The sequence below is a fragment of the Bacillus sp. ISL-46 genome (assembly GCF_018613205.1).
This window is the reverse complement of record NZ_JAGGQR010000013.1, coordinates 146907-165940: the sequence shown is the minus strand read 5'-3', so window position 1 is coordinate 165940 and position 19034 is coordinate 146907. Positions and strand designations below refer to the sequence as shown.

Annotated in this window: 23 protein-coding genes; 11 read left to right on the top strand and 12 right to left on the bottom strand. The window is 38.8% G+C overall.

The genetic code is table 11. The annotated features are described in order from the left end of the window. Positions 1–70: 70 nt before the first annotated feature. The 3 genes from J7E67_RS07850 (at position 71) to J7E67_RS07840 (ending at position 3260) form a co-directional block, all read left to right on the top strand. Positions 71–1039: a carbohydrate ABC transporter permease gene (locus tag J7E67_RS07850; RefSeq protein WP_214715113.1), complete on the top strand. Its 969-nt coding sequence runs from the start codon at positions 71–73 to the stop codon at positions 1037–1039. Continuing rightward, positions 1039–1866: a carbohydrate ABC transporter permease gene (locus J7E67_RS07845; protein WP_214715111.1), complete on the top strand. Its 828-nt coding sequence runs from the start codon at positions 1039–1041 to the stop codon at positions 1864–1866. Before J7E67_RS07850 ends, J7E67_RS07845 begins: the two co-directional genes overlap by 1 nt. Positions 1867–1961: 95 nt before the next feature. Then, positions 1962–3260 carry an ABC transporter substrate-binding protein gene (locus tag J7E67_RS07840; protein ID WP_214715109.1) on the top strand — a complete coding sequence of 433 codons (1299 nt, stop codon included), beginning with the start codon at positions 1962–1964 and terminating at the stop codon, positions 3258–3260. 61 nt (positions 3261–3321) lie between these two features. Here the strand turns inward: J7E67_RS07840 and J7E67_RS07835 are convergent, their stop codons facing one another. Then, on the bottom strand, positions 3322–3726 hold the full coding sequence (locus J7E67_RS07835) for a globin domain-containing protein (protein WP_214715107.1): 405 nt from the start codon (positions 3724–3726) through the stop codon (positions 3322–3324). Between the two features lie 233 nt (positions 3727–3959). On the opposite strand from J7E67_RS07835, the gene J7E67_RS07830 reads away from it, so the two are divergent. Together J7E67_RS07830 and J7E67_RS07825 are read left to right on the top strand one after the other, a co-directional pair. After that, positions 3960–4307 carry a DMT family transporter gene (locus J7E67_RS07830; protein ID WP_214715105.1) on the top strand — a complete coding sequence of 116 codons (348 nt, stop codon included), beginning with the start codon at positions 3960–3962 and terminating at the stop codon, positions 4305–4307. A 1-nt stretch (position 4308) separates the two neighbouring features. Further along, positions 4309–4623, top strand: a complete 315-nt coding sequence (locus J7E67_RS07825) for a DMT family transporter (RefSeq protein WP_088085642.1) — start codon at positions 4309–4311, stop codon at positions 4621–4623. 63 nt (positions 4624–4686) lie between these two features. Here J7E67_RS07825 and J7E67_RS07820 read toward each other — a convergent pair whose 3' ends face one another. From J7E67_RS07820 to J7E67_RS07805, 4 genes are all read right to left on the bottom strand, one after another. Then, the gene (locus J7E67_RS07820; protein ID WP_214715102.1) at positions 4687–5070 is read right to left on the bottom strand and encodes a VOC family protein; all 384 of its coding nucleotides are present in this window, start codon (positions 5068–5070) and stop codon (positions 4687–4689) included. A 23-nt stretch (positions 5071–5093) separates the two neighbouring features. After that, complete coding sequence (locus J7E67_RS07815) at positions 5094–6083, bottom strand: hypothetical protein (protein ID WP_214715100.1); 990 nt, start codon at positions 6081–6083, stop codon at positions 5094–5096. 763 nt (positions 6084–6846) lie between these two features. Then, entirely contained in the window at positions 6847–7335 is a 489-nt protein-coding gene (locus tag J7E67_RS07810; protein WP_214715096.1) for a hypothetical protein, read from the bottom strand. A gap of 125 nt (positions 7336–7460) precedes the next feature. Beyond that, a complete protein-coding gene (locus tag J7E67_RS07805; protein ID WP_088085639.1) occupies positions 7461–7688 on the bottom strand; it encodes a hypothetical protein in 228 nt (75 codons plus the stop codon). A 263-nt stretch (positions 7689–7951) separates the two neighbouring features. Here J7E67_RS07805 and J7E67_RS07800 point away from each other — a divergent pair, with 263 nt between their 5' ends. Continuing rightward, positions 7952–8476: a DinB family protein gene (locus J7E67_RS07800; protein WP_214715095.1), complete on the top strand. Its 525-nt coding sequence runs from the start codon at positions 7952–7954 to the stop codon at positions 8474–8476. 234 nt (positions 8477–8710) lie between these two features. Beyond that, a complete protein-coding gene (locus J7E67_RS07795) occupies positions 8711–9136 on the top strand; it encodes a VOC family protein (RefSeq protein ID WP_214715093.1) in 426 nt (141 codons plus the stop codon). Positions 9137–9218: 82 nt separating this feature from the next. On the opposite strand, the gene J7E67_RS07790 is transcribed toward J7E67_RS07795, so the two are convergent. The 3 genes from J7E67_RS07790 to J7E67_RS07780 form a co-directional block, all read right to left on the bottom strand. After that, positions 9219–9824: an exonuclease domain-containing protein gene (locus J7E67_RS07790; RefSeq protein ID WP_088085635.1), complete on the bottom strand. Its 606-nt coding sequence runs from the start codon at positions 9822–9824 to the stop codon at positions 9219–9221. Between the two features lie 482 nt (positions 9825–10306). Beyond that, on the bottom strand, positions 10307–10879 hold the full coding sequence (locus J7E67_RS07785) for a TetR/AcrR family transcriptional regulator (RefSeq protein ID WP_214731319.1): 573 nt from the start codon (positions 10877–10879) through the stop codon (positions 10307–10309). A gap of 12 nt (positions 10880–10891) precedes the next feature. Then, complete coding sequence (locus tag J7E67_RS07780; protein WP_214715726.1) at positions 10892–11599, bottom strand: MBL fold metallo-hydrolase; 708 nt, start codon at positions 11597–11599, stop codon at positions 10892–10894. Positions 11600–11791: 192 nt separating this feature from the next. Between J7E67_RS07780 and J7E67_RS07775 the strand changes: the two genes are divergently transcribed. From J7E67_RS07775 to J7E67_RS07760, 4 genes are all read left to right on the top strand, one after another. Next, positions 11792–12115 (top strand): ArsR/SmtB family transcription factor, encoded by a 324-nt coding sequence (locus J7E67_RS07775; protein WP_210427106.1) that lies wholly within the window; start codon positions 11792–11794, stop codon positions 12113–12115. Then, positions 12099–12554 (top strand): SRPBCC family protein, encoded by a 456-nt coding sequence (locus J7E67_RS07770; RefSeq protein ID WP_214715727.1) that lies wholly within the window; start codon positions 12099–12101, stop codon positions 12552–12554. Before J7E67_RS07775 ends, J7E67_RS07770 begins: the two co-directional genes overlap by 17 nt. A gap of 56 nt (positions 12555–12610) precedes the next feature. After that, a complete protein-coding gene (locus J7E67_RS07765) occupies positions 12611–13000 on the top strand; it encodes an SRPBCC family protein (RefSeq protein WP_168242051.1) in 390 nt (129 codons plus the stop codon). 229 nt (positions 13001–13229) lie between these two features. Beyond that, positions 13230–13739 carry a DoxX family membrane protein gene (locus J7E67_RS07760; RefSeq protein WP_214715728.1) on the top strand — a complete coding sequence of 170 codons (510 nt, stop codon included), beginning with the start codon at positions 13230–13232 and terminating at the stop codon, positions 13737–13739. Positions 13740–13799: 60 nt separating this feature from the next. Here the strand turns inward: J7E67_RS07760 and J7E67_RS07755 are convergent, their stop codons facing one another. From J7E67_RS07755 to J7E67_RS07740, 4 genes are all read right to left on the bottom strand, one after another. Next, positions 13800–14021, bottom strand: a complete 222-nt coding sequence (locus J7E67_RS07755) for a hypothetical protein (RefSeq protein WP_214715729.1) — start codon at positions 14019–14021, stop codon at positions 13800–13802. 178 nt (positions 14022–14199) lie between these two features. Beyond that, entirely contained in the window at positions 14200–15396 is a 1197-nt protein-coding gene (locus tag J7E67_RS07750) for a class I SAM-dependent rRNA methyltransferase (protein ID WP_214715730.1), read from the bottom strand. A 560-nt stretch (positions 15397–15956) separates the two neighbouring features. Continuing rightward, positions 15957–17588: a M4 family metallopeptidase gene (locus J7E67_RS07745; protein ID WP_214731317.1), complete on the bottom strand. Its 1632-nt coding sequence runs from the start codon at positions 17586–17588 to the stop codon at positions 15957–15959. A 362-nt stretch (positions 17589–17950) separates the two neighbouring features. Further along, positions 17951–18955, bottom strand: a complete 1005-nt coding sequence (locus tag J7E67_RS07740; RefSeq protein ID WP_214715732.1) for a DUF3231 family protein — start codon at positions 18953–18955, stop codon at positions 17951–17953. Between the last annotated feature and the right edge of the window lie 79 nt (positions 18956–19034).

Below are 19034 nucleotides of genomic sequence, written 5' to 3'. Positions count from 1 at the left end.
CCTACTGGTCAATGTAAGCCGTTTCATAATTTTTATTATTCTCTAAAATGAAATTATGGAGGTGCAGGTAATGAATATGCAAAGTAAGGTGGAAAAAGTTGAATCCTCAGTATTAGTAAATCCAAAAAACGCAGCAGTATCGAAGTCAGTTTCCTTAAATAAAAATAAGAAACTGAAAGAAGCAGGATTATTTGCTCTATTTGTAGGACCCGTTTTATTAGCTTTTATGCTCATTGTTCTGATTCCTTTCTTTACAGGAATTTATTATGCCTTTACAGACTGGAACGGAATCACAGGAGCGGTTAAATGGGTGGGCTTGGACAATTTCAAGTACATTTTCACCGAGGACAAGCAATTCCAAGCTTCCTTTAAACTTACAACGAAATATACAGTCGTTGCCATTATCTTAACAAATGCAATTGGGTTTGGGTTAGCGTTACTTGTCACCCAAATGTTGAAAACGAGAAATATTTTACGGACAGTGTTCTTCATGCCTAACTTGATTGGCGGTCTTTTATTAGGCTTTATCTGGCAGTTTATTTTTGTCAAAGGCTTTGCCTCCATCGGCGCACTTACTGGTATCCCTCTTTTTGAATTAGCTTGGTTAGGCGATAAAAATACCGCCTTCTGGGGAATTGTGATTGTCAGTGTATGGCAAGGTGCAGGCTACATTATGATTATCTATATTGCAGCATTACAGAACGTTCCTCAAGAATTAATTGAAGCAGCGAAAATTGACGGTGCAAATAGGTGGCAGATTCTTCGTCACATCACCATGCCCCTCGTCGCACCAGCTGTTACCATTTGTTTATTTTTAACAACGGCATCATCCTTTAAGGTCTTTGATGCAAACCTTTCCCTGACGAATGGCGGTCCATTTAAGTCAACGGAAATGTTAGCGCTTAATATTTACACAGAAGCATTTGTTAATAACCGTTACGGAATTGGTGAAGCAAAAGCACTTATTTTCTTCCTTGTTGTCGCAGCTATTTCTGTAATTCAAGTGACATATTCGAAGAAAAAGGAGGTTGAGTCCTAATGGGAAACAGGTACACAGGAAAAACATTTATTGTTGAAATCCTTGCCATCCTGCTTGGCCTAGCCTTTTTAGTCCCTTTCTATTATGTTATAGCAAACTCCTTAAAACCGTTTGCTGAGATTTTAACTAACACTTCGGCCCTGCCGTCCGTGCTGCAGTTTGAGAACTATGTGAGCGCCTACGAAAAACTGAACTATCTGAAGGTATTTTCAAACTCCTTAATCGTTACAGTTGTGAGTAATATCGTTCTTGTTATCTTTTGTTCAATGGCGGCGTACATGCTGGTCCGAACAAAAAAGAAGATCAGTAACGTGATTTTCATGATTTTCGTTGCAGCGATGATTATTCCGTTTCAATCAATCATGATCCCGCTCATCAAAACAGCAGGTACCTTTGGACTTTTAAATAGCGTCTGGGGTCTTGTCATTATGTACTTAGGCTTTGGATCAGGGATGACTATTTTCTTGTATCACGGTTTTATCAAAGGAATTCCCGTCGAGCTTGAAGAGGCAGCAATTATCGATGGCTGTTCAAGGTTTGGCGTATTTTGGAGAATCGTTTTTCCACTATTAAAACCGATTACGGTTACGATCGTCATTTTAAACAGCTTATGGATTTGGAATGACTTCTTATTACCATCACTTGTTCTTCAGGATCCGGAATTAAAAACGATTCCATTAGCAACGTTCTCCTTCTTTGGACAATATACAAAGCAATGGGATTTAGCACTTGCAGCATTGGTTATGGGCATCATTCCGTTGTTAATCTTCTTCTTTGCGATGCAAAAACACATTATTAAAGGGATTACCAGCGGATCAATTAAGTAGTAATAATTTAGTTATGGGGAACTACCTCTGCTATCTGTTTGACAGATAGCAGAGACTAATATAAAAATAGATTTTACAAACAGGAGGGAATTTTAATGGGGATCAAAAAGTATTCTTTACTTGCAGGTGTACTATCCGCTTCACTTCTATTAGCAACAGCTTGTTCTAGCGACAGTGCATCTAGTGATAAAAAAAGCAGCGGTAGCAAAGACGGGAAAGTAGTTGTTGATCTTTTTAATGGGAAAGTTGAAATCGCTGACCAATTAAAGGCATTAACAGACCAATATACAAAAGAACATCCAGAAGTTACCTTTAATATTGAAACAGTTGGCGGTGGCGCAGATGGTTCTGCAGCCTTAAAAGCAAAGTTTGCTTCCAACAAAGCTCCTGATATCTTTGGTAATGGCGGTTATCAAGAGGCTCAAACATGGAAAGATAAATTTGAAGATTTATCCGACCAGCCTTGGGTAAAAGATGCCTATGAGAGCGCATTACTTCCTATGACAATCGATGGAAAAATTTATGGTCAACCTGTTAATATGGAAGGCTATGGTTTTGCCTACAATAAAAAGTTATTTGCAAAAGCTGGTATTACAGAACTGCCAAAAACCTTCACGGATTTAGAAGCTGCTTCGAAAAAACTGAAAGCTGCCGGGATTACTCCTTTCTCTGTTGGCTATGCTGAATGGTGGGTTTTAGCAAACCATGGTCTTAACGTTCCGTTCGCTTACCAACAAGCGGATGACGAAAACTTCATTAAAGGCTTAAACGAAGGTACAGCAAAAATTGAAGGCAACAAATACTTCAATGACTACTTTAAGCTTGTAGACCTAACGATTAAATATGGTAATAAAAATCCATTAACAACTGACTACAATACAGAAGTAACACAATTTGCCAACGGCGAAACAGCAATGATTCAGCAAGGTAACTGGATCCAGCCGATGCTAGATAAATTAAGTCCTGGCATGGAAGTTGGTTTCATTCCATTGGCACTGACTGATGATGCAGCACAAGCAGATAAATTAATGGTTGACGTACCAACAAACTGGGTAGTTCATAACAAAGCTCCTGAAGCAGATAAAAAAGCGGCAAAAGATTTCTTAAACTGGATGGTTTCATCTGAAGAAGGTAAAACAGCATTAGTTAAGGAATTCAAATACATCCCTGCTTTTAAAACAATTGAAGCAAAAGCAGAAGATATTGGACCACTAGGTGCAGAACTTCAGAAATACTCTCAAGAAGGCAAAACCTACTCTTGGCAGTTCATGAAATATCCTGATGGTGCTGGACAAGAATTTGGCGCTTCCCTTCAAGCCTATGTTGGCGGCCAAAAATCTAAAGCAGAAACAGAAAAAGCTTTAGATGCAACTTGGGCTAAACTAAAAAAATAGTATGAGTATATCAACAGGCTCCTCTCAATCTGAGAAGAGCCTGTTAACATTTAACTAGTTCTTATTCACGATCCGGGCTATTGACCATAATTCCAGCCACTTGCGTTAAGCGATCATAAAAGGCCTGCCCTGCTGGTTGTTGATCAAGCCCAATTTCTTCAAATGCTTCCTTCATACAGCGAAGCCAGCATGCAGCTCTTCTCGGTGTTACTTCAAATGGTAGATGCCGCCCTCTCATTGCTGGCGGACCAAATTCCTGAGAATAAAGGGCCGGACCTCCTAAAAACTGCGGGAGAAACATTCGCTGCTTGCGCTTAATTTCTTCCATGTCCCCTTCAAACAATGGTCTTAACTCAGGGTCAGCATATACTCGCGGATAAAAGGCATTGACCAGTTTATCAATTGTTTCCTGCCCGCCTATTTCCTCATAAAGCGATTTAAGTTTGTATTCCAATTTCGTCACCATCCACTTTTATTTTTTCCCCTATTTTTTGATTATTATAAAGTTAAAGCGGAGAGACTTTTGTGATTGATATCACAGTAAATTAAAAAATACATAAATTCCCACGCGTTGAAAAGGTGTTTAAAATAACTTTCTAAAAAATTGTGGTATCCTAATATAATATGCTGGGTTCATATTAGTAATTAATCGGACCATTTTGGTTTATAGTACAAGCGGTCTTTCAAGAGGTGTAAAGAATGAATAAGGCCTGGATTTACGTTGGTTTAACCTGTTTGTTTGAATTGATTTGGGTATACGGATTTAATGAGGCTCAAACCTGGTGGCAGTGGGCAATCGTCGTTGGAGTTATTTTTTTAGACTACCATATTCTACCTATGGCATGCGAGACTCTCCCCACAGGTACTGTTTATGCGATATTTGCCGGAATAGGTACAATTGGAACGGTGTTAATGGATATATATCTTTTTGGGGAAAGCTTTAGTCCTGGGAAGGCTTTTTTTATCTTGACTATTGTCATTGGCGTGATCGGATTAAATCTCTCAGACAAGGAAGATGAAAAAACAGCCGTAAAGGGAGTTGCCTAATATGGGCTGGGTTTTTGTCTTTTTAGCAGCTGCAAGTGAAGTCGCCGGTGCGGCTGGACTCAAATTATACAGCCAGCAAAAAACGCTCCGAAATGGTGTTCTATATATTGGCGGGTTCGGCGCATCACTAGCTTTTTTATATGTGTCATTTCAGTTTCTTCAACTAAGCATTGCCTATGCCGTTTGGGTCGGAATTGGGACAGCCGGTGCTGTTTTTATTAATATGTTTCTTTTTGGTGAATCAAAAAACCTTGGGCGCATCATTAGCGTCATTTTAATTATTATAGGTGTTGTCGGCTTAAAGGCACTATCATAATACTTAAAAGGGTCAGCTCTCAGGTAAGTTAACGCGTAACTTTTCGGGGACTGACCACTGCTTTTACGGTGCTACTAATTCCACTTTGATTCGATCAGGATCTTCGATAAAAACAGCATAATGAGAATCTCCTCCGGCAAATGGATGTTTATCCTGATAAAGAATGATTACCCCTTTTTCCTTTAATTGTGTTGTTATTTGATTAACCTGCTCTCTTGATACTGCCTGAAAAGCTAAATGGTTCAGGCCGACTCGTGAGCGATGGTAAGGAACATCTAGAAAACGTTCATCAGTTTGTACAAATACGATATAGGTTTCTCCATGTTTCCAGCTGATACCAGAATCCCATTTTTGGTATGGTTCATATCCTATCTCCGTTAAAAACCACTCCCAAAATTTAATTGATCTATGTAAGTTGGAAACATTGATTTCTAAATGGTGCAACATTGGGCTTCTATCTCCTTTATGGCTTACCTGATTTTCCCCAATTCCTCTAAAAATGCAGGCCGTCTCATGTACTTTTGTCTTAATTCTCCGATCAGCTTATGTGAATGAATCGTTCCACAAGCATTTTTGTAGGTTTTTATGATTGAACAAACCGTACGATATTTTTTTCGATCCGTAGCCTCCTCCGCCGAGTATTCAATATACTTAATAAAAAGGTTGTTTACTTCTTCTAAATATTCCTTAATTACATATGGATAAAGGTCCGTTATAGATGAAATATGATTTTGACAATAGTTTAAAAGCTCATCAGACAAATTTTCCTCTTTTAATATTGAGAGGTACACAGAGGGCTGGTACTCCATCTTTTTAAAATCATCAACAAGCTTTTTCAAAGTAACATCCCATTCATTTGCTGCATATAATTCTTGTAGTTTTAAATAATATGTAAATTCATTTTTGAATAATAGTTCCCTCGCTAATTGCTTTTGTTGTTCTATATCTCCAAGTAATTCATTGGCTTGATATCGGTATACCCGCCACTTATGGACAAGGCCTCGATATTCAGCGTCTGCTTTTTCTCCATCCAAACATAGTTGAATCACTTTCTTATAGTCGCCTTTTCCTAATTCATTAGCGATTGCCTTTTCACGAAACTCGGTATGTTTGATATTCTCATATATAAATTTCTCAGCTGCATCTACACCATCACATCGTTCAATGATTTCGAACTGTAGCAATTTTATTTGTGTTTTTTCAAATCTTTCACTCCAAGATGATTCTGTCTTCTCAAAGAGGGATTTTAGCTGTTTTTCTAACTTTTTTCTCAAATCTTTAATAGGAGAATAATAGGTACAAATTTTTAAAAGAGCATAGCGCCAATCACTCCAGCCATTATAATGTTCTTTTAAAGCTTCTTTCACGATCGCGTCAAAAAGCCCCTTCTTCTCTTTTTCATTAAAATTGGGCAGACTGGCAATTACTGCATCGTCAATCGTTCTTATCGCCCAATTCATAACGTCACCGATTGAGCCATTTGAGTCATCAGAAAAATTGAGCATTTTTACAACAGGTGACAATACAACTAGTGATAGTAAAATTGCACTCTCCCATTCACCTTTATCTACTTTTTCTCGTGCTTTTTGGAGAGTCAGATCTGCACCTTTTTATGCTGGGGCCACGTGACGCCAATCGATGAAACCTTTCCTTTTTGCACGATTAATAGATTCAGTAATAAGCTTTTTCGCTGATGAAATTTCGTCTTTATGAGGAGTGTATTTAAAAAGAAGTTGTTTTTCAATTTCGGGGAAATCATCTGACAGGTCAAGAATAATCCTCATTAATTCTTCTTTATTTTGATTGGTAAGGATAGTTTTTAAATCGATTTCACTTCATCGTGAGGTATTGTTTGGATTAGATGGATTCATGCTTTTCACCCCGTGTGGATTATATATATTAATTGTATCATTTTAAATTAAGAGCAGCCGAAAATTGGAAGCACAAATTCGCCCATAAAAACACTAAATACGCCCATAGAAGACCAATATTCGCTCATTGAAACCAAAGATTCGCTCATAGAACTCAAAAATTCGCCCATGGATGGGGAATGCATTTAAATAAATTATAAATGTCCAAATATCGTAGTGTAATATTACACAAAATATGATTTTTATTAAGCTTCTCCTTGAGTTATAACAGAAACTCTTATAATTATTAAAGGGATTTAATAATTCATAATAAAAATACCACAAGTTAGATGCTAACTTGTGGCGGCTCTATTTACGAAAATAATTTTTGAAGAAGGGATTTAGGTTTTTTCCTCAACTTATCCACTGAGTTCTGAATCCCGTACATGATCACGGATTTACTCATAAATAAAATAACCATTTGGAATGGTCTTAATCTAACAAACGAGGCAATTCCCAATCTTTTTAAAATAAACATCCCAGGATAGGCAAAAAGAGTATCTAAAAATAAATTTAAAAAGAGGTAACGAATAAAATTACCAAAAGTGAATTTTAATATCCATAAGGATCCTACAAAAAATGGACCCACCATGAATGGCATTTCGCCAATTGCGTTAGGAATGATTTTTTCATAAATTCGCCACCATACTCTTCTTTTGGCGATAATACTTTCAACTGCTATCCAGACAACAATAAATAAGGCTCCTGGATAAAAGCGCTTAATGGTTAGCTTCCCTAAGAACGGCACTGTCAACCAAGGTAATAACATCATTAAGAGCAAAATCATTTTATTCTTTCTCATCTATATGCCATTCCCTTTTTCTTTTTAGAATGCGCAAATTGGAAAAATTTATTTATTATTATACAAAAAAAGGTATTTTTTCCACCTAATTTTGATTTGAAAAATGGATAATTAAAAATGAGTGACTATTTTTTTGTATAATAAGCAAGTCCAAACAATAGCAGAGGCAGCAGACCAGCGAATCTAAACCATCCCTCCGCACCGCCAACATAGAGCGAGATGGTTGGTATCGCAAGGGCAATCCCACTCCACAAAAAGGCTTTCCATGATTTTTTCCAAAGACCCCTAACAAAGAGCAGCACGGATGCTCCAATTAATAGCCAATAGACGATTCCTACCAAGAAAAAATCCATTAAATCTCCCCCTGTAAAAATATTCTTTATCCATATATAATATGTCTTATTCACCAAACGGTCCTTTTACTATAGGAAATGTACTTTACTCGGCTTATTACTTAAAATGCCGGTAATGTAGTTATGAATATTATGATAGGATTATTCTATGCTAGTCCACCTTGTGGGTTTTCTTTATAAAAAACGAATAATATCTTTGCTGTCCCTCATACCATTAGGATGAGGAGAGACTGATGTCATGAGATAAGAAGGGAGAAAATGAAATGCTGCAACGTCCTTTAGCAAGTGAGTATCCAGAATACTATAAACCTTATGTGAATCTAGTTCCTGAGGGTAATCTATTAACACTTTTGAAAGAGAATTTGGTCAAAACGATTGAACTTTTTGAGTCGCTTTCGGAAGAAGATGGCCACTTTCGCTATGCCGAAAATAAATGGAGCATCAAAGAAGTACTTGGCCATATGGCAGATACGGAAAGAATTATGAGCTACCGGCTTCTCCGTGTTGGACGGGGAGACCAGACTGCTTTGGCAGGTTTTAACGAGAATGATTATGTCCAAGGTTCGCAAATTAATAACTTACCAATAAAAAATATTCTCGAGGACTTTATTGCCATTAGAAAAGCTAGCCTTACCTTAATTCAAAACATGCCGGAAGAGGCTTGGGCAAACATTGGCTTTGCCAATAACACTGAAGTCACTGCCCGTGCCATCGGCTACATCATAGCAGGTCACGCCCTCCACCATTATAAAATCGTCAGTGAAAGATACCTTACTTTATTGAAATAAACACTTTTATCGAATTTAAAATGGTATCAGGCACCACTAGTAAAACCCGTGAGTTTAGTTTTAGCTCATGGGTTTTTATTGATTTTGGTAAAAATTCACTTGCGAACATTTGTTCTTTGTTTTATAATCAAAATATCGGTAATAATAAGAAGTGAGCATCTCTTAGGGGTTTGACTGGCTTATTTCCTATCGAGGATAGCAAAAAAATACTTTTAAACCGAGGAGAGATTTATTATGACATTACGTTTGATTCCCTATTTAGTGATGGATGGAAATGCGAAGGAAGCGATTCAATTTTACGAAAAGGCTCTGGATGCACAGGTTCTCTTTTCTCAATCTTTCGGTGAAATGCCAGAAAACCCTGAATTTCCATTACCTGCCGAAGCCAAAGATCGTGTAAGTCACGCGACGATCAAAGTGGGAGAAACAGAAGTAATGTTTTCTGATACGTTCCCAGGGCAACCACATCAAAGCGGAAATCAAGTGACTATCTGTATTTCAACGAACGACGCAGACCATGCGCATAAATTTTTCGAAGCCTTACAGCAAGGTGGTCAAGTGAATATGCCTCTTCAGGAGACGTTTTTCAGCCCAGCTTATGGTAGTCTAACAGATAAGTTCGGTGTGAACTTTCAAATCTTCACTGAGGGTCGACAATAGATATTTACATACGAAATAAATGCATAAAAGCCCGGTCCATATGCGACCGGGCTTTTCCACATTAGTTTCCTTGATTAGTTTTTTAACCCATTTTAGTTCGCGAAACGGCTGGCTGATATTTTCTCATCGGGGCTTTTTCTAGAACTTCTTGCAGATAGAGGTTTCCATTCGGACTTGTTTTCTTGAGCAACTCTAACAAGTATGTAATATCATCTAGAGCTCTATGTGTTTGGTAATTTGTGATGTTATGCGCTTGTAATAGGGTTAATAGTTTCCCATTTGGAAAGCCGTAATTTTTCCAAGGGATGTTTCTCATTGTGCAATACCACTTCAGGTCGTTGACTTCCGGATACATGTGATAAAGAAAGCTTCGGTCAAAAGAAGCATTATGGGCGAAGACCGAATCGGCACGATGGAAATAGGTTTTTATTTTTACATCATAAAAGCTTTTCCCTTGTACTAACTCGTAAGGGATTCCGTGAACTCGATAGGCTGTGTCATAATTATTTCTTGCTGAGCGGGAAAGCGGCTCACGCAAAAAGGAGTCTTCATCGATAATATCGATAACCTCGCCAGTATCTGCTCGATAGGAAAATAACTTTAATGCGAGCTCGATTACTTCATCCTTGGTAGGACCTAAACCGGTTGTCTCCACATCTAATACTAAACCCAATTTTTCTGACCTCATCTAAATGATCATCCCTTTAATACTAAACTTTATCCCATTATACCAAAGCTTGCCATAGGACTCTATCTCCAAAATGTACCTTCATGTGAATTCTACAGGAGAGGAACCTTAGAGAGTGACCGTGACCGATATTTTTCGATGAGTACGGGCACTGTGATCCCCTCAGAGTGACCGTGGCCGATTTTTTTCGATGAGTTCGGGCACTGTGATCCTCCCAGAGTGACCGTAGCCGATACTTTTCGATGAGTTCGGGCACTGTGGTCCTCTCAGAGTGACCGTGGCCGATTTTTTTCGATAAGTTCGGGCACTGTGATCCTCTCAGAGTGACCGTGACCGATACTTTTCGATGAGTTCGGGCACTGTGGTCCTCTCAGAGTGACCGTGACCGATATTTTTCGATGAGTTCGGGCACTGTGGTCCTCTCTTAGTTACTGTCCTCGGCTTTTTTCCTCCAGCACGGGCACTACAGACCCTGCCATCTATTAATCCTCTAGCCCAATCCCCGCAAGAAATGCCTTAATAATTATCATAAGACTTTCATTCAAATCCAATGACATCTTGAATCCGCCTTTTTGCTCTAGAGCAGAAAATCCGTGTAAAATACTACGTAAGCCCCGGACAGCATGCAAAGCACGCTCTCCTTCTAAATGATATGCCTGCAAAACGCGGACGGAAAGGTCAACGATTTTTGCCCCTGCTTGCTTCACATCCACATCTTCCGGGTCAGGGGCAAGTAAGGTAGCCTCATAAATCCCTGGGTGCTTTCGGGAAAAATCCACATAGGCCTGGCTAACCGCCAGCACAGCTTCGGTGCTTGACACCCCAATTGCTGCATTTGCCATCACTTCATAAAGCTTATCGATTCCGTAAATCGCCAATTTCTTTCTTAATCCAGTGAGTCCATCAAAATGATTATATAAAGAAGGAGAACGTATCCCCAGCTTCTTTGCTAAGTTGGCCAAGGTAACTTCCTGCACACCATGTTGGTCGGCAATCTCTCCTGCAGCTTCGATAATAATAGATATTTCGAGACCGATTTTTGGTCTTGGTGACATAATAATTACTCCCTATCCTATTTTTCGTTCCAGATTTTTGATTGCATGCTCCATTGAGTTAACAGGATTTATCACGATCTCTCCGTGGCCGACTGCAAGCAATTCAGGCCGATAACTCACTAATTTCCGGGCACTGGACAAGGCGGTTTCCTTACTCCACGTACCAAAAGCCGGGAATGGAAACCAAGCTCTAATATCCCCTGCAACAGCCATTCCACCTCGTGTTTGAAAGGAATCACCTGCTATCAACGCCTTGGTCCGCAAATCTAAAAATGACATGGAACCTGGTGTATGTCCTGGCGTTTCGATCGCTGTTAACGAACCAATCAGGTCGCCTTCCTTCAATAATAGATTGGCCCGCGTTTTTAATTTTTTCGGTACACCGCCTTTAATCGGGGTTTGTGCCTCCTGAGGATCAAGTGATCGATCGCCATTCATTAGTCTGTTGTCTCGCTTCGAAATATAAACCGGTACATCTGGCAGGATTTCTTTTATTGCATCCAACGCCCCGACATGGTCTTCATGCGCATGCGTCAACACAATTTTGGTGATCGGCCTTCCAATTGATTCAGCCGCCTTCATAATGCCTTTGGCACAAAAGCCAAGCGCTGCATCAATTAACGTTAACCCGTCCTCTTCCTCCACCAAATAGCAGTTGACCGGAAAAACATTCGCCATGAATGTAACTTGATACAAGTACCCATTTTTGATCATCCTCATAGTCTCACATCCCCTTAAACTAATATCATTAGTTTCATATTAACTAATACCATTAGTTTTATCAAGTTCTTTTTTGGAAAAAATTACAATCCTCTTATGAATTCATATATTCATCTTTTTTGCCAAAAGATACTAACATGACTAGCACTTAATTAAGTTGACACTTAATTAAGTGTGCGCTAAAATAACGATATGATTGAAAAAGTCCTTCATGCATTAGCAGAACCTAGACGTCGAGATATACTCTATCTCGTTCGTGATGGAGAAATGACCTCCAGCGCGATTGCCTCACATTTTGACATTTCAGCTCCAGCAGTTTCTCAGCATCTCAAAGTTCTCGAACAATCCGGCCTAGTTATAGTTCGGAGAGACGGAACGAAACGGTACTACGGTATTAGAAGGGACGGTTTTTCTGAATTAAAGCAGTATATTGACCGTTTTTGGGATGATAGTTTACTTCGTTTGAAAGAAGCTGCCGAAGAGGAAGAAAGGAGAAAAAATGAATCAGACCAATAATGAAATCATCACAAAAGAAATATTTATTGAAGCCCGCCCAGAAACATTATTTTCGTTCTTTACTGATGCGGACAAAATGGTTCGCTGGATGGGGAGACATATCCTGCTCGAACCAAAAATCGGTGGTAAATATCGAATTGATGTGAATGGCAGCGATATTGCCATGGGCGAATATGTAGAAATTGTTCCTTATGAAAAAATCGTCATGTCTTGGGGCTGGGAAAAATCAAAGCTCGTTCCACCTGGTTCAAGTAAGGTGGAATTCAAACTGACTCCGAAAGAAAATGGCACAAATTTAGTTTTAACTCATTATGACTTGCCAGTTGAAGAAGTCCCATCGCACCAACAAGGATGGTCACATTACATGCCCCGCATTAAAGATTTTGCAGAAGGCAACGATCCAGGTGTAGATCCATGGTCCGAAATGCCCATGCATTAATTTTTATATAAAATAAATAACCTTTTCTACTGAATAATATATTGGAGGAATAAAAAATGACTAAAACAATTCATCAAGAAGTAGTTTTCAATGCCAGCCCTGGACTTATATATGAAGCACTCACAGATTCGAAACAATTCAGCGAAATGACGGGAGGTGCACCTACAGAAATCAGTCCCGAAGCTGGCGGTACTTTTTCGTGTTTTGGCGGCATGATTCTTGGAAGAAACATTGAACTTGTTCCAGGTGTGCGAATAGTACAAGCTTGGCGAGTAGCGAACTGGCCAGAGGGTGTTTACTCTATTGCTAAGTTTGAGCTAAAAGAACAAGACTCAAAAACCCTTTTGGTTTTCGACCACATAGGTTTTCCTGAGGCTGAAGGAGAACATCTTGCAGCTGGATGGGGAGCGAATTACTGGAACCCTTTAGAAAAGTATTTAGGTTAATTCACACGCAGAATGACGTTAAAAATGCTTGGAGCATTTCCAAGCATTTTTCTTATTAAATAGGAAGTAATGGAGTTCAAGACTCTGTTAATAAAATGTTCACAACTTTTTTACGAATATGTGAAATAGTGAACAATTTACCCTTATTTCAAAATAAGTTTGGTATAGTAACAATGTAGTTAACGAACAAACAAACAAATAAAATTTAATTAACAAAGGAGTGTTTCACATGGTAGTAAGTTGGTTAAGGGAAAACAAAGTTGCCGCTGGAATTTTAACTGTTCTTCGCTTATATATGGGGTATTCTTGGATAACAGCTGGGTTCCACAAATTATCAGGCGGTTTTGATGCTTCTGGCTATCTAAAAGGGGCAATCGCTAATCCAGTGAAAGGTCCAGACGGTGCGATGGTTTATGGCTGGTATGTTGATTTCTTAAAGCATTTCGCCTTACCAAACGTTGATATTTTTAACACGATCGTCCCACTAGGTGAATTCTTAATCGGACTTGGACTTATTCTTGGATGTTTAACAACTGCCGCCATGTTCTTTGGCCTTGTGATGAACTTTTCATTTTTCTTAGCAGGAACCGTATCACATATTCCAACAGATCTTTTCTTAGGAGCAATTATTCTTTTCTCAGGCTATAATGCGGGCCGCATCGGTCTTGACCGTTGGGTTATCCCATTCATTCGCAACACAGCATTTAAAGGGAATAAAACTGTAAAACATAATGTTTAATCCAAACAAAAAGCGACGCAGTCTTGGTCATCCTACCAGATTGCGTCGCTTTTTTTAATACTAAAAACTTTTATCTTCTTTTAAACTTTCTTTGTTCATATACCAATTGGTTAACTGTGTAAGGATGGCAAACATGAAAAAGAAATTCATAGCCCAGACATTAATGAACGGAGCCAACCCGCCAAATTCAATCGTTTCAAGGCCTTTTAGCTTCATCACAATCATCGACTCGATAAAAATAAGCACAAAACCAACAACACCAGCAATAGCCGCTCTAATCATATCGCTTCCCCCCAGAAATGATTATATATATATATGTAAGTTAAGAAAGTAGCATTTTTTGACAATTTCGTGAACATCTTCCCTCTATTATATTGCAAAAATGGGATTTACAACACCCTGAAAAATAAAAAAAGGCCCTCCCCTACATTTCAATGCATGTGGGTGTCAGGCACCATTCTTATCTTATTTTTTTAATAAATACTACCTTCAAGTAGTCCCCTTCTGGAAATTCTTTGACGGTTTTGAAATCGACGGGAAGTGAAAATTCTTCCAATTGTTTGTACCGGCTGCCAGATTCTTTAAAGGCAGCATCGATAAAGCTCTTGAATTTATCCATCCCAAAAGCGCTGCTGTTTGTGGATGCAACAATGGTTCCGTTGTCCGCAGTTATGGCAATCGCTTCGATTAGAAGATTCTTGTAGTCCTTTTCCGCACTAAAGACAAATTTCTTTGACCGGGCAAAGCTCGGCGGATCAAGGATGACCATATCAAACTTCAACTGTTTCTTGACTGCATATTTAAAGTACTTGAATACATCCTCAACAATAATTGCTTGTGTTTCATGGTCCACACCATTTACACTAAACTGCTCAATCGTTTTACTCTTACTCCGATTTGCCAGGTCTACACTTGTTGTTTTCGTTGCTCCTCCTAGAGCTGCAAACACGGAAAAAGCCCCCGTATAAGAGAAAGTATTTAAAACTGTCTTACCGTTTGCATACACATCTCGGATTGTGCGCCTTACATCCCGTTGGTCTAAAAACACCCCGACCATGGCGCTTTCATTTAAATATATTGCAAAGTTGACGCCATTTTCTTTGACAATAAGCGGGAACTGACCTCTTTCACCTGCGACAAAGTCATCTTCCTCGATGTATTGCCCTTTTTCATCAAAACGCTTTTTCTGATAAATCCCCTGGAATTCAACCAGTTCCTTTAAAGCTTGAATGATATAGTCTCGAAAATGATAGATACCCTTGCTGTACCAAGTTAATAAATAATAGCCAGCAAAGTAATCAATCGTCAAACCACCGATTCCATCGCCTTCACCATTAAACACTCGAAACGCGGTAGTTTCTGAACTTTGATAAAATGATTCTCTTTCCTTAATCGCTTCTTTTAGCATTTTCTCAAAAAAACGTTGATCAAAAGAGTCATTTTCTTTTCTGCTCAACACCCAGCCAAGACCCTTATTTTGTTTACCATAATAGCCTTTGGCAATAAATATATTTCTATCATCGACCAATTTAACAATGGACCCCTCTTCTACGAGGTCGTTCACATTTATAATGGCTTCCTTAGAAATAAGTGGATAGCCGCTTTTAAATTTATTTACAAACTTTGTTTTCACCTTAAGACTGACTTCTTTATTCATCGTGTCATCCCATCTGTTTTTTATCCTATAAAAATATTTTAGACAATATCTTGCCTTACAAATCAACTGGAGAGCAATAACGTTATCATAACATTAATTCTGCTTGTTCTAAAACAAAACCCGCCACTAATCCAGTAGCAGTTGTGATCATTATTCTTTTAATCCTTAAATGGGCGCAGGCCTTTATAAAATACACTGGTCTGTTGAAATCTTCACAACTTCCACACAACTTCACTATAAGTTCTACATATCTTTTTCTTATGATTATAAACAAGTTAATATGGAAATGGTTCAAACAACTCATTTCTTAAAACTTCCCATAATTTTGATTGGTGCTGACACCAATCTATTTTTTTTTGCCCTTTGGCCCATCTTCACAACTTCCACACAAGTTCCACCTAAGTTATGATAAAGGTAACTTAATTAGGAAATGGTTCGAAGAGCTCATTTCTTAAAACTTCCCATTTTGGATTGGTGCCTGACACCAATCTATTTTTTTTGCCCATAATAATGTCAGCCATCACATTATGTGACGGCTGACATTGGAAATAGTTAATGGCCTAGTTTACTCCCACTTGTGTCCAAGCAGTTTTAACGGCATTGTACTGTGTGCTGCTTGAGCCATACAAATCAGCTGCAGCTGCAAGAAGAGCCGCGCGTGCGTCGCTAAAATCACTTTGTGGAGCTAAATAAACTGTGAGTGCTCGATAGTAGATTTTTTCAGCAACAGCTGTACCCAGACTTGAAATCGTTAAATAGGCTGCTTTATTGGGAATCCCGCTGTTCGTGTGAACTCCTCCATTATCCGAAGTAGTATTCACGTAGCCGCTCATATTCTCCGGTTGTCCATAAAGACCAGGGTTTGAAAGACTGCGAAGAGCATCGCCAGCTTTATTCGGCGTGTACACATCCTCACCCATTAAGTAATCCCCTTTATCAAGGAATACTCCGAACGTATCAGAAATGGACTCATTTAATGCACCTGACTGATACTGATACTCTAACCCAGCTGTTCTTTCTGTTACTGCATGTGTTAATTCATGGGCTACGACATCAAGCGCACCCGACAATGAACGGAAGGTAATTCCATCCCCATCTCCATATACCATTTGCGAACCATTCCAGAACGCATTGTTGTAATTCCTGCCATAGTGGACGGTTGAGCGAAGAGTCGCTCCATTATTATCAAAACTGTTTCTATTAAACGTATTTTTATAATAATCATAGACGACACCCGCATAGTAGTGGGCATCTACATCGGCTCGCTGTGACGTTGCGTTAAAATTATTGTCAGGGTCAACAGAATAATTTCCAGGTAACCGGGATCTATTTACCGCCGTTCTTGTTTCTATGACACCCGTCATTGGCTTAGTAATATCATATAGATAGTAAGTACCGCTCGAATAGTAGGTGTTAAGAGTTTTTGTATCCCCTAGAACACCGACCCCAGTGCCATCAGCCACTGCATTATAGGAATTTATAATGTTACCATTAATGGCATCCACATAGACCACCCAGTTTGCAGGATATGGCTGAATAAATTGCAGATTTGTTTTGTAAGCCAGATTAAATTCATTACCATTTTTATAAACAACTAGTTCCGCCTTTTCAACGGTATCTTCTATTTTTTTGCCAGTAGGACCTGCTTCAGCATTCGTGATGGTTTCCTCTTTGGTTACTTTTATAGATTTCCAAGACTGCTCAAGGGCAGTTTCCTTGGATAGTTGTGCTTTCAGGGCCCCTTTGAAATAAGAAGATGCTTCTGGGAACACATCACCATTGACTGCTGTAACGATTCCATTTTTATCGGTATGGACCTTAAACTTCGCCCCATCCACTGGAATCCCCTGAATCGATTGAATAAAATTATAGTGAGTGCTGCCTAGCCCGTCCGTCTCAACATCGAGTAATGTTAAATCTTTAGCTGTATCTAACTGATAAAGTGCCTTATTTTCTTTTAAAAATTGCTTAATCCCATCTATGTCTTTATAAACTTTGGTCGATAGTTTCCCATGGACAAAAGATGGTACCGTTTGTCCTTTCTTCCAGTTGACCTTTGCATCCTTACCAAACTGCGACGCGTCTTTCTTAACCGTAACATTGTAAGGAATTGTCTCCGCCGCAGCAGTAATCGGTAGTACAGACCCCATCGTTAATCCCAAAGCTAGTACAAGTGAAGTTCTCTTTTTCATCTCCAACCGCCTCCTAATGATCTTTCTGTACGAATTTTCAAAATAATCATAACACGATGAATCTTTTAGGATAATTGGGAAAAAGTGTGGGACATGGTGTCAGGCACCAGCGAAAATACCATCTATTCTATTAAAAATCCAACGCTAAGTTCATTTTTGCGTTGGGAAAATTTATTCGATTATTTTTTGGAGGAATAAACGGGTGAAATCCTGATGGTCCAAAAGTTTCAATTTTTTATTAATAACTTCATAGGATCAAAAGGTAATTCATATGCAGTTTAAGTAAATAAGAAAAAAACCGACATTTAAAAAATGACGGTTTTCGAAAAAATAGTTGAATATAGTAACTTAAACTTAATCTCCTAGCCCTGAATGATTTTATCCCGATCATCTGCTTGAGGAGGTTCCTCCATCCACCCATGCTTGATCATAATCTTCGCTCCTGCTTCCGCATACAGAGAGATTTCCGGAATCAAAGCCGCATACTTTAGCGCAATATCCCTTCTTGGACTTGCAGCGATGGCCATCCCGTAATTTCCAATCCCTGCTGCAATCATTGATGAAATATTAAACATAATTAATTTATCTGAAAAAACAGGGACGGTTGAGTCGGTAACAGCTGAATCCCGACTCATTGGAGCGGGAAGATCCTCTTTTATTAAAATCTCACTAAATTGATTTGCATGTTGTTGCGCAATTTGCATTCCTCTTACCAAAAATTCTTTCACTTCTTGATCCTGTGCAATCTGTGCATACCCTGTTATTAGTGCCTTTCCAATCATATTTGTTTGGATATTTAAAAACAAATGCGTGACTTCTACAGAAGTAATCGGCCTCTTATGTCCGAAAAAGCCAGCTAAAAAATGATCCCTTTTCACAAAATCAACCTTGTCAGGTGTAGAAATGTAGGGAGGTCTGATATATGTACCTTGTTCCAACATGAGATCCCTTGTCAGATCCTGCAACTTAACCGCAGAATTTAATATACGTTTATGAAAATCGACGATATCTGCCTGTGTCACCAATCCTAATGCTGCACTACTTGCAGCCAGTGCAAGAATAGACATATTGCGAAAAAACATTAAAACAAAAGTGTCTGAAAATAGTTTTGGGGCTTTTGGATTTATATCTTGATCCGTAAAGCCAATCGGGACAGGGAAATTCTCCTTTTTAAACAGTTCCTGCATAATCGTTATGTTGCCCTTAGCTACATCCAGTGTAAATTCAATGATGGGACGTACTTCCTCGTCTTCCACCTTCTCTATAAAATAACTGGACACACAAACCGCAAGTGTGTCACTCAAATATTGGCTCCATAATGTTGACATTTCGGCAGCCGTTAATCGAATTTTTATTTTATCTTCCATAGAATCTCCTCAGTTCTTTCATATAAATTCGGATTATAAATACCATTTGGTATTAGAATCCACAATAAGAGAACATTTA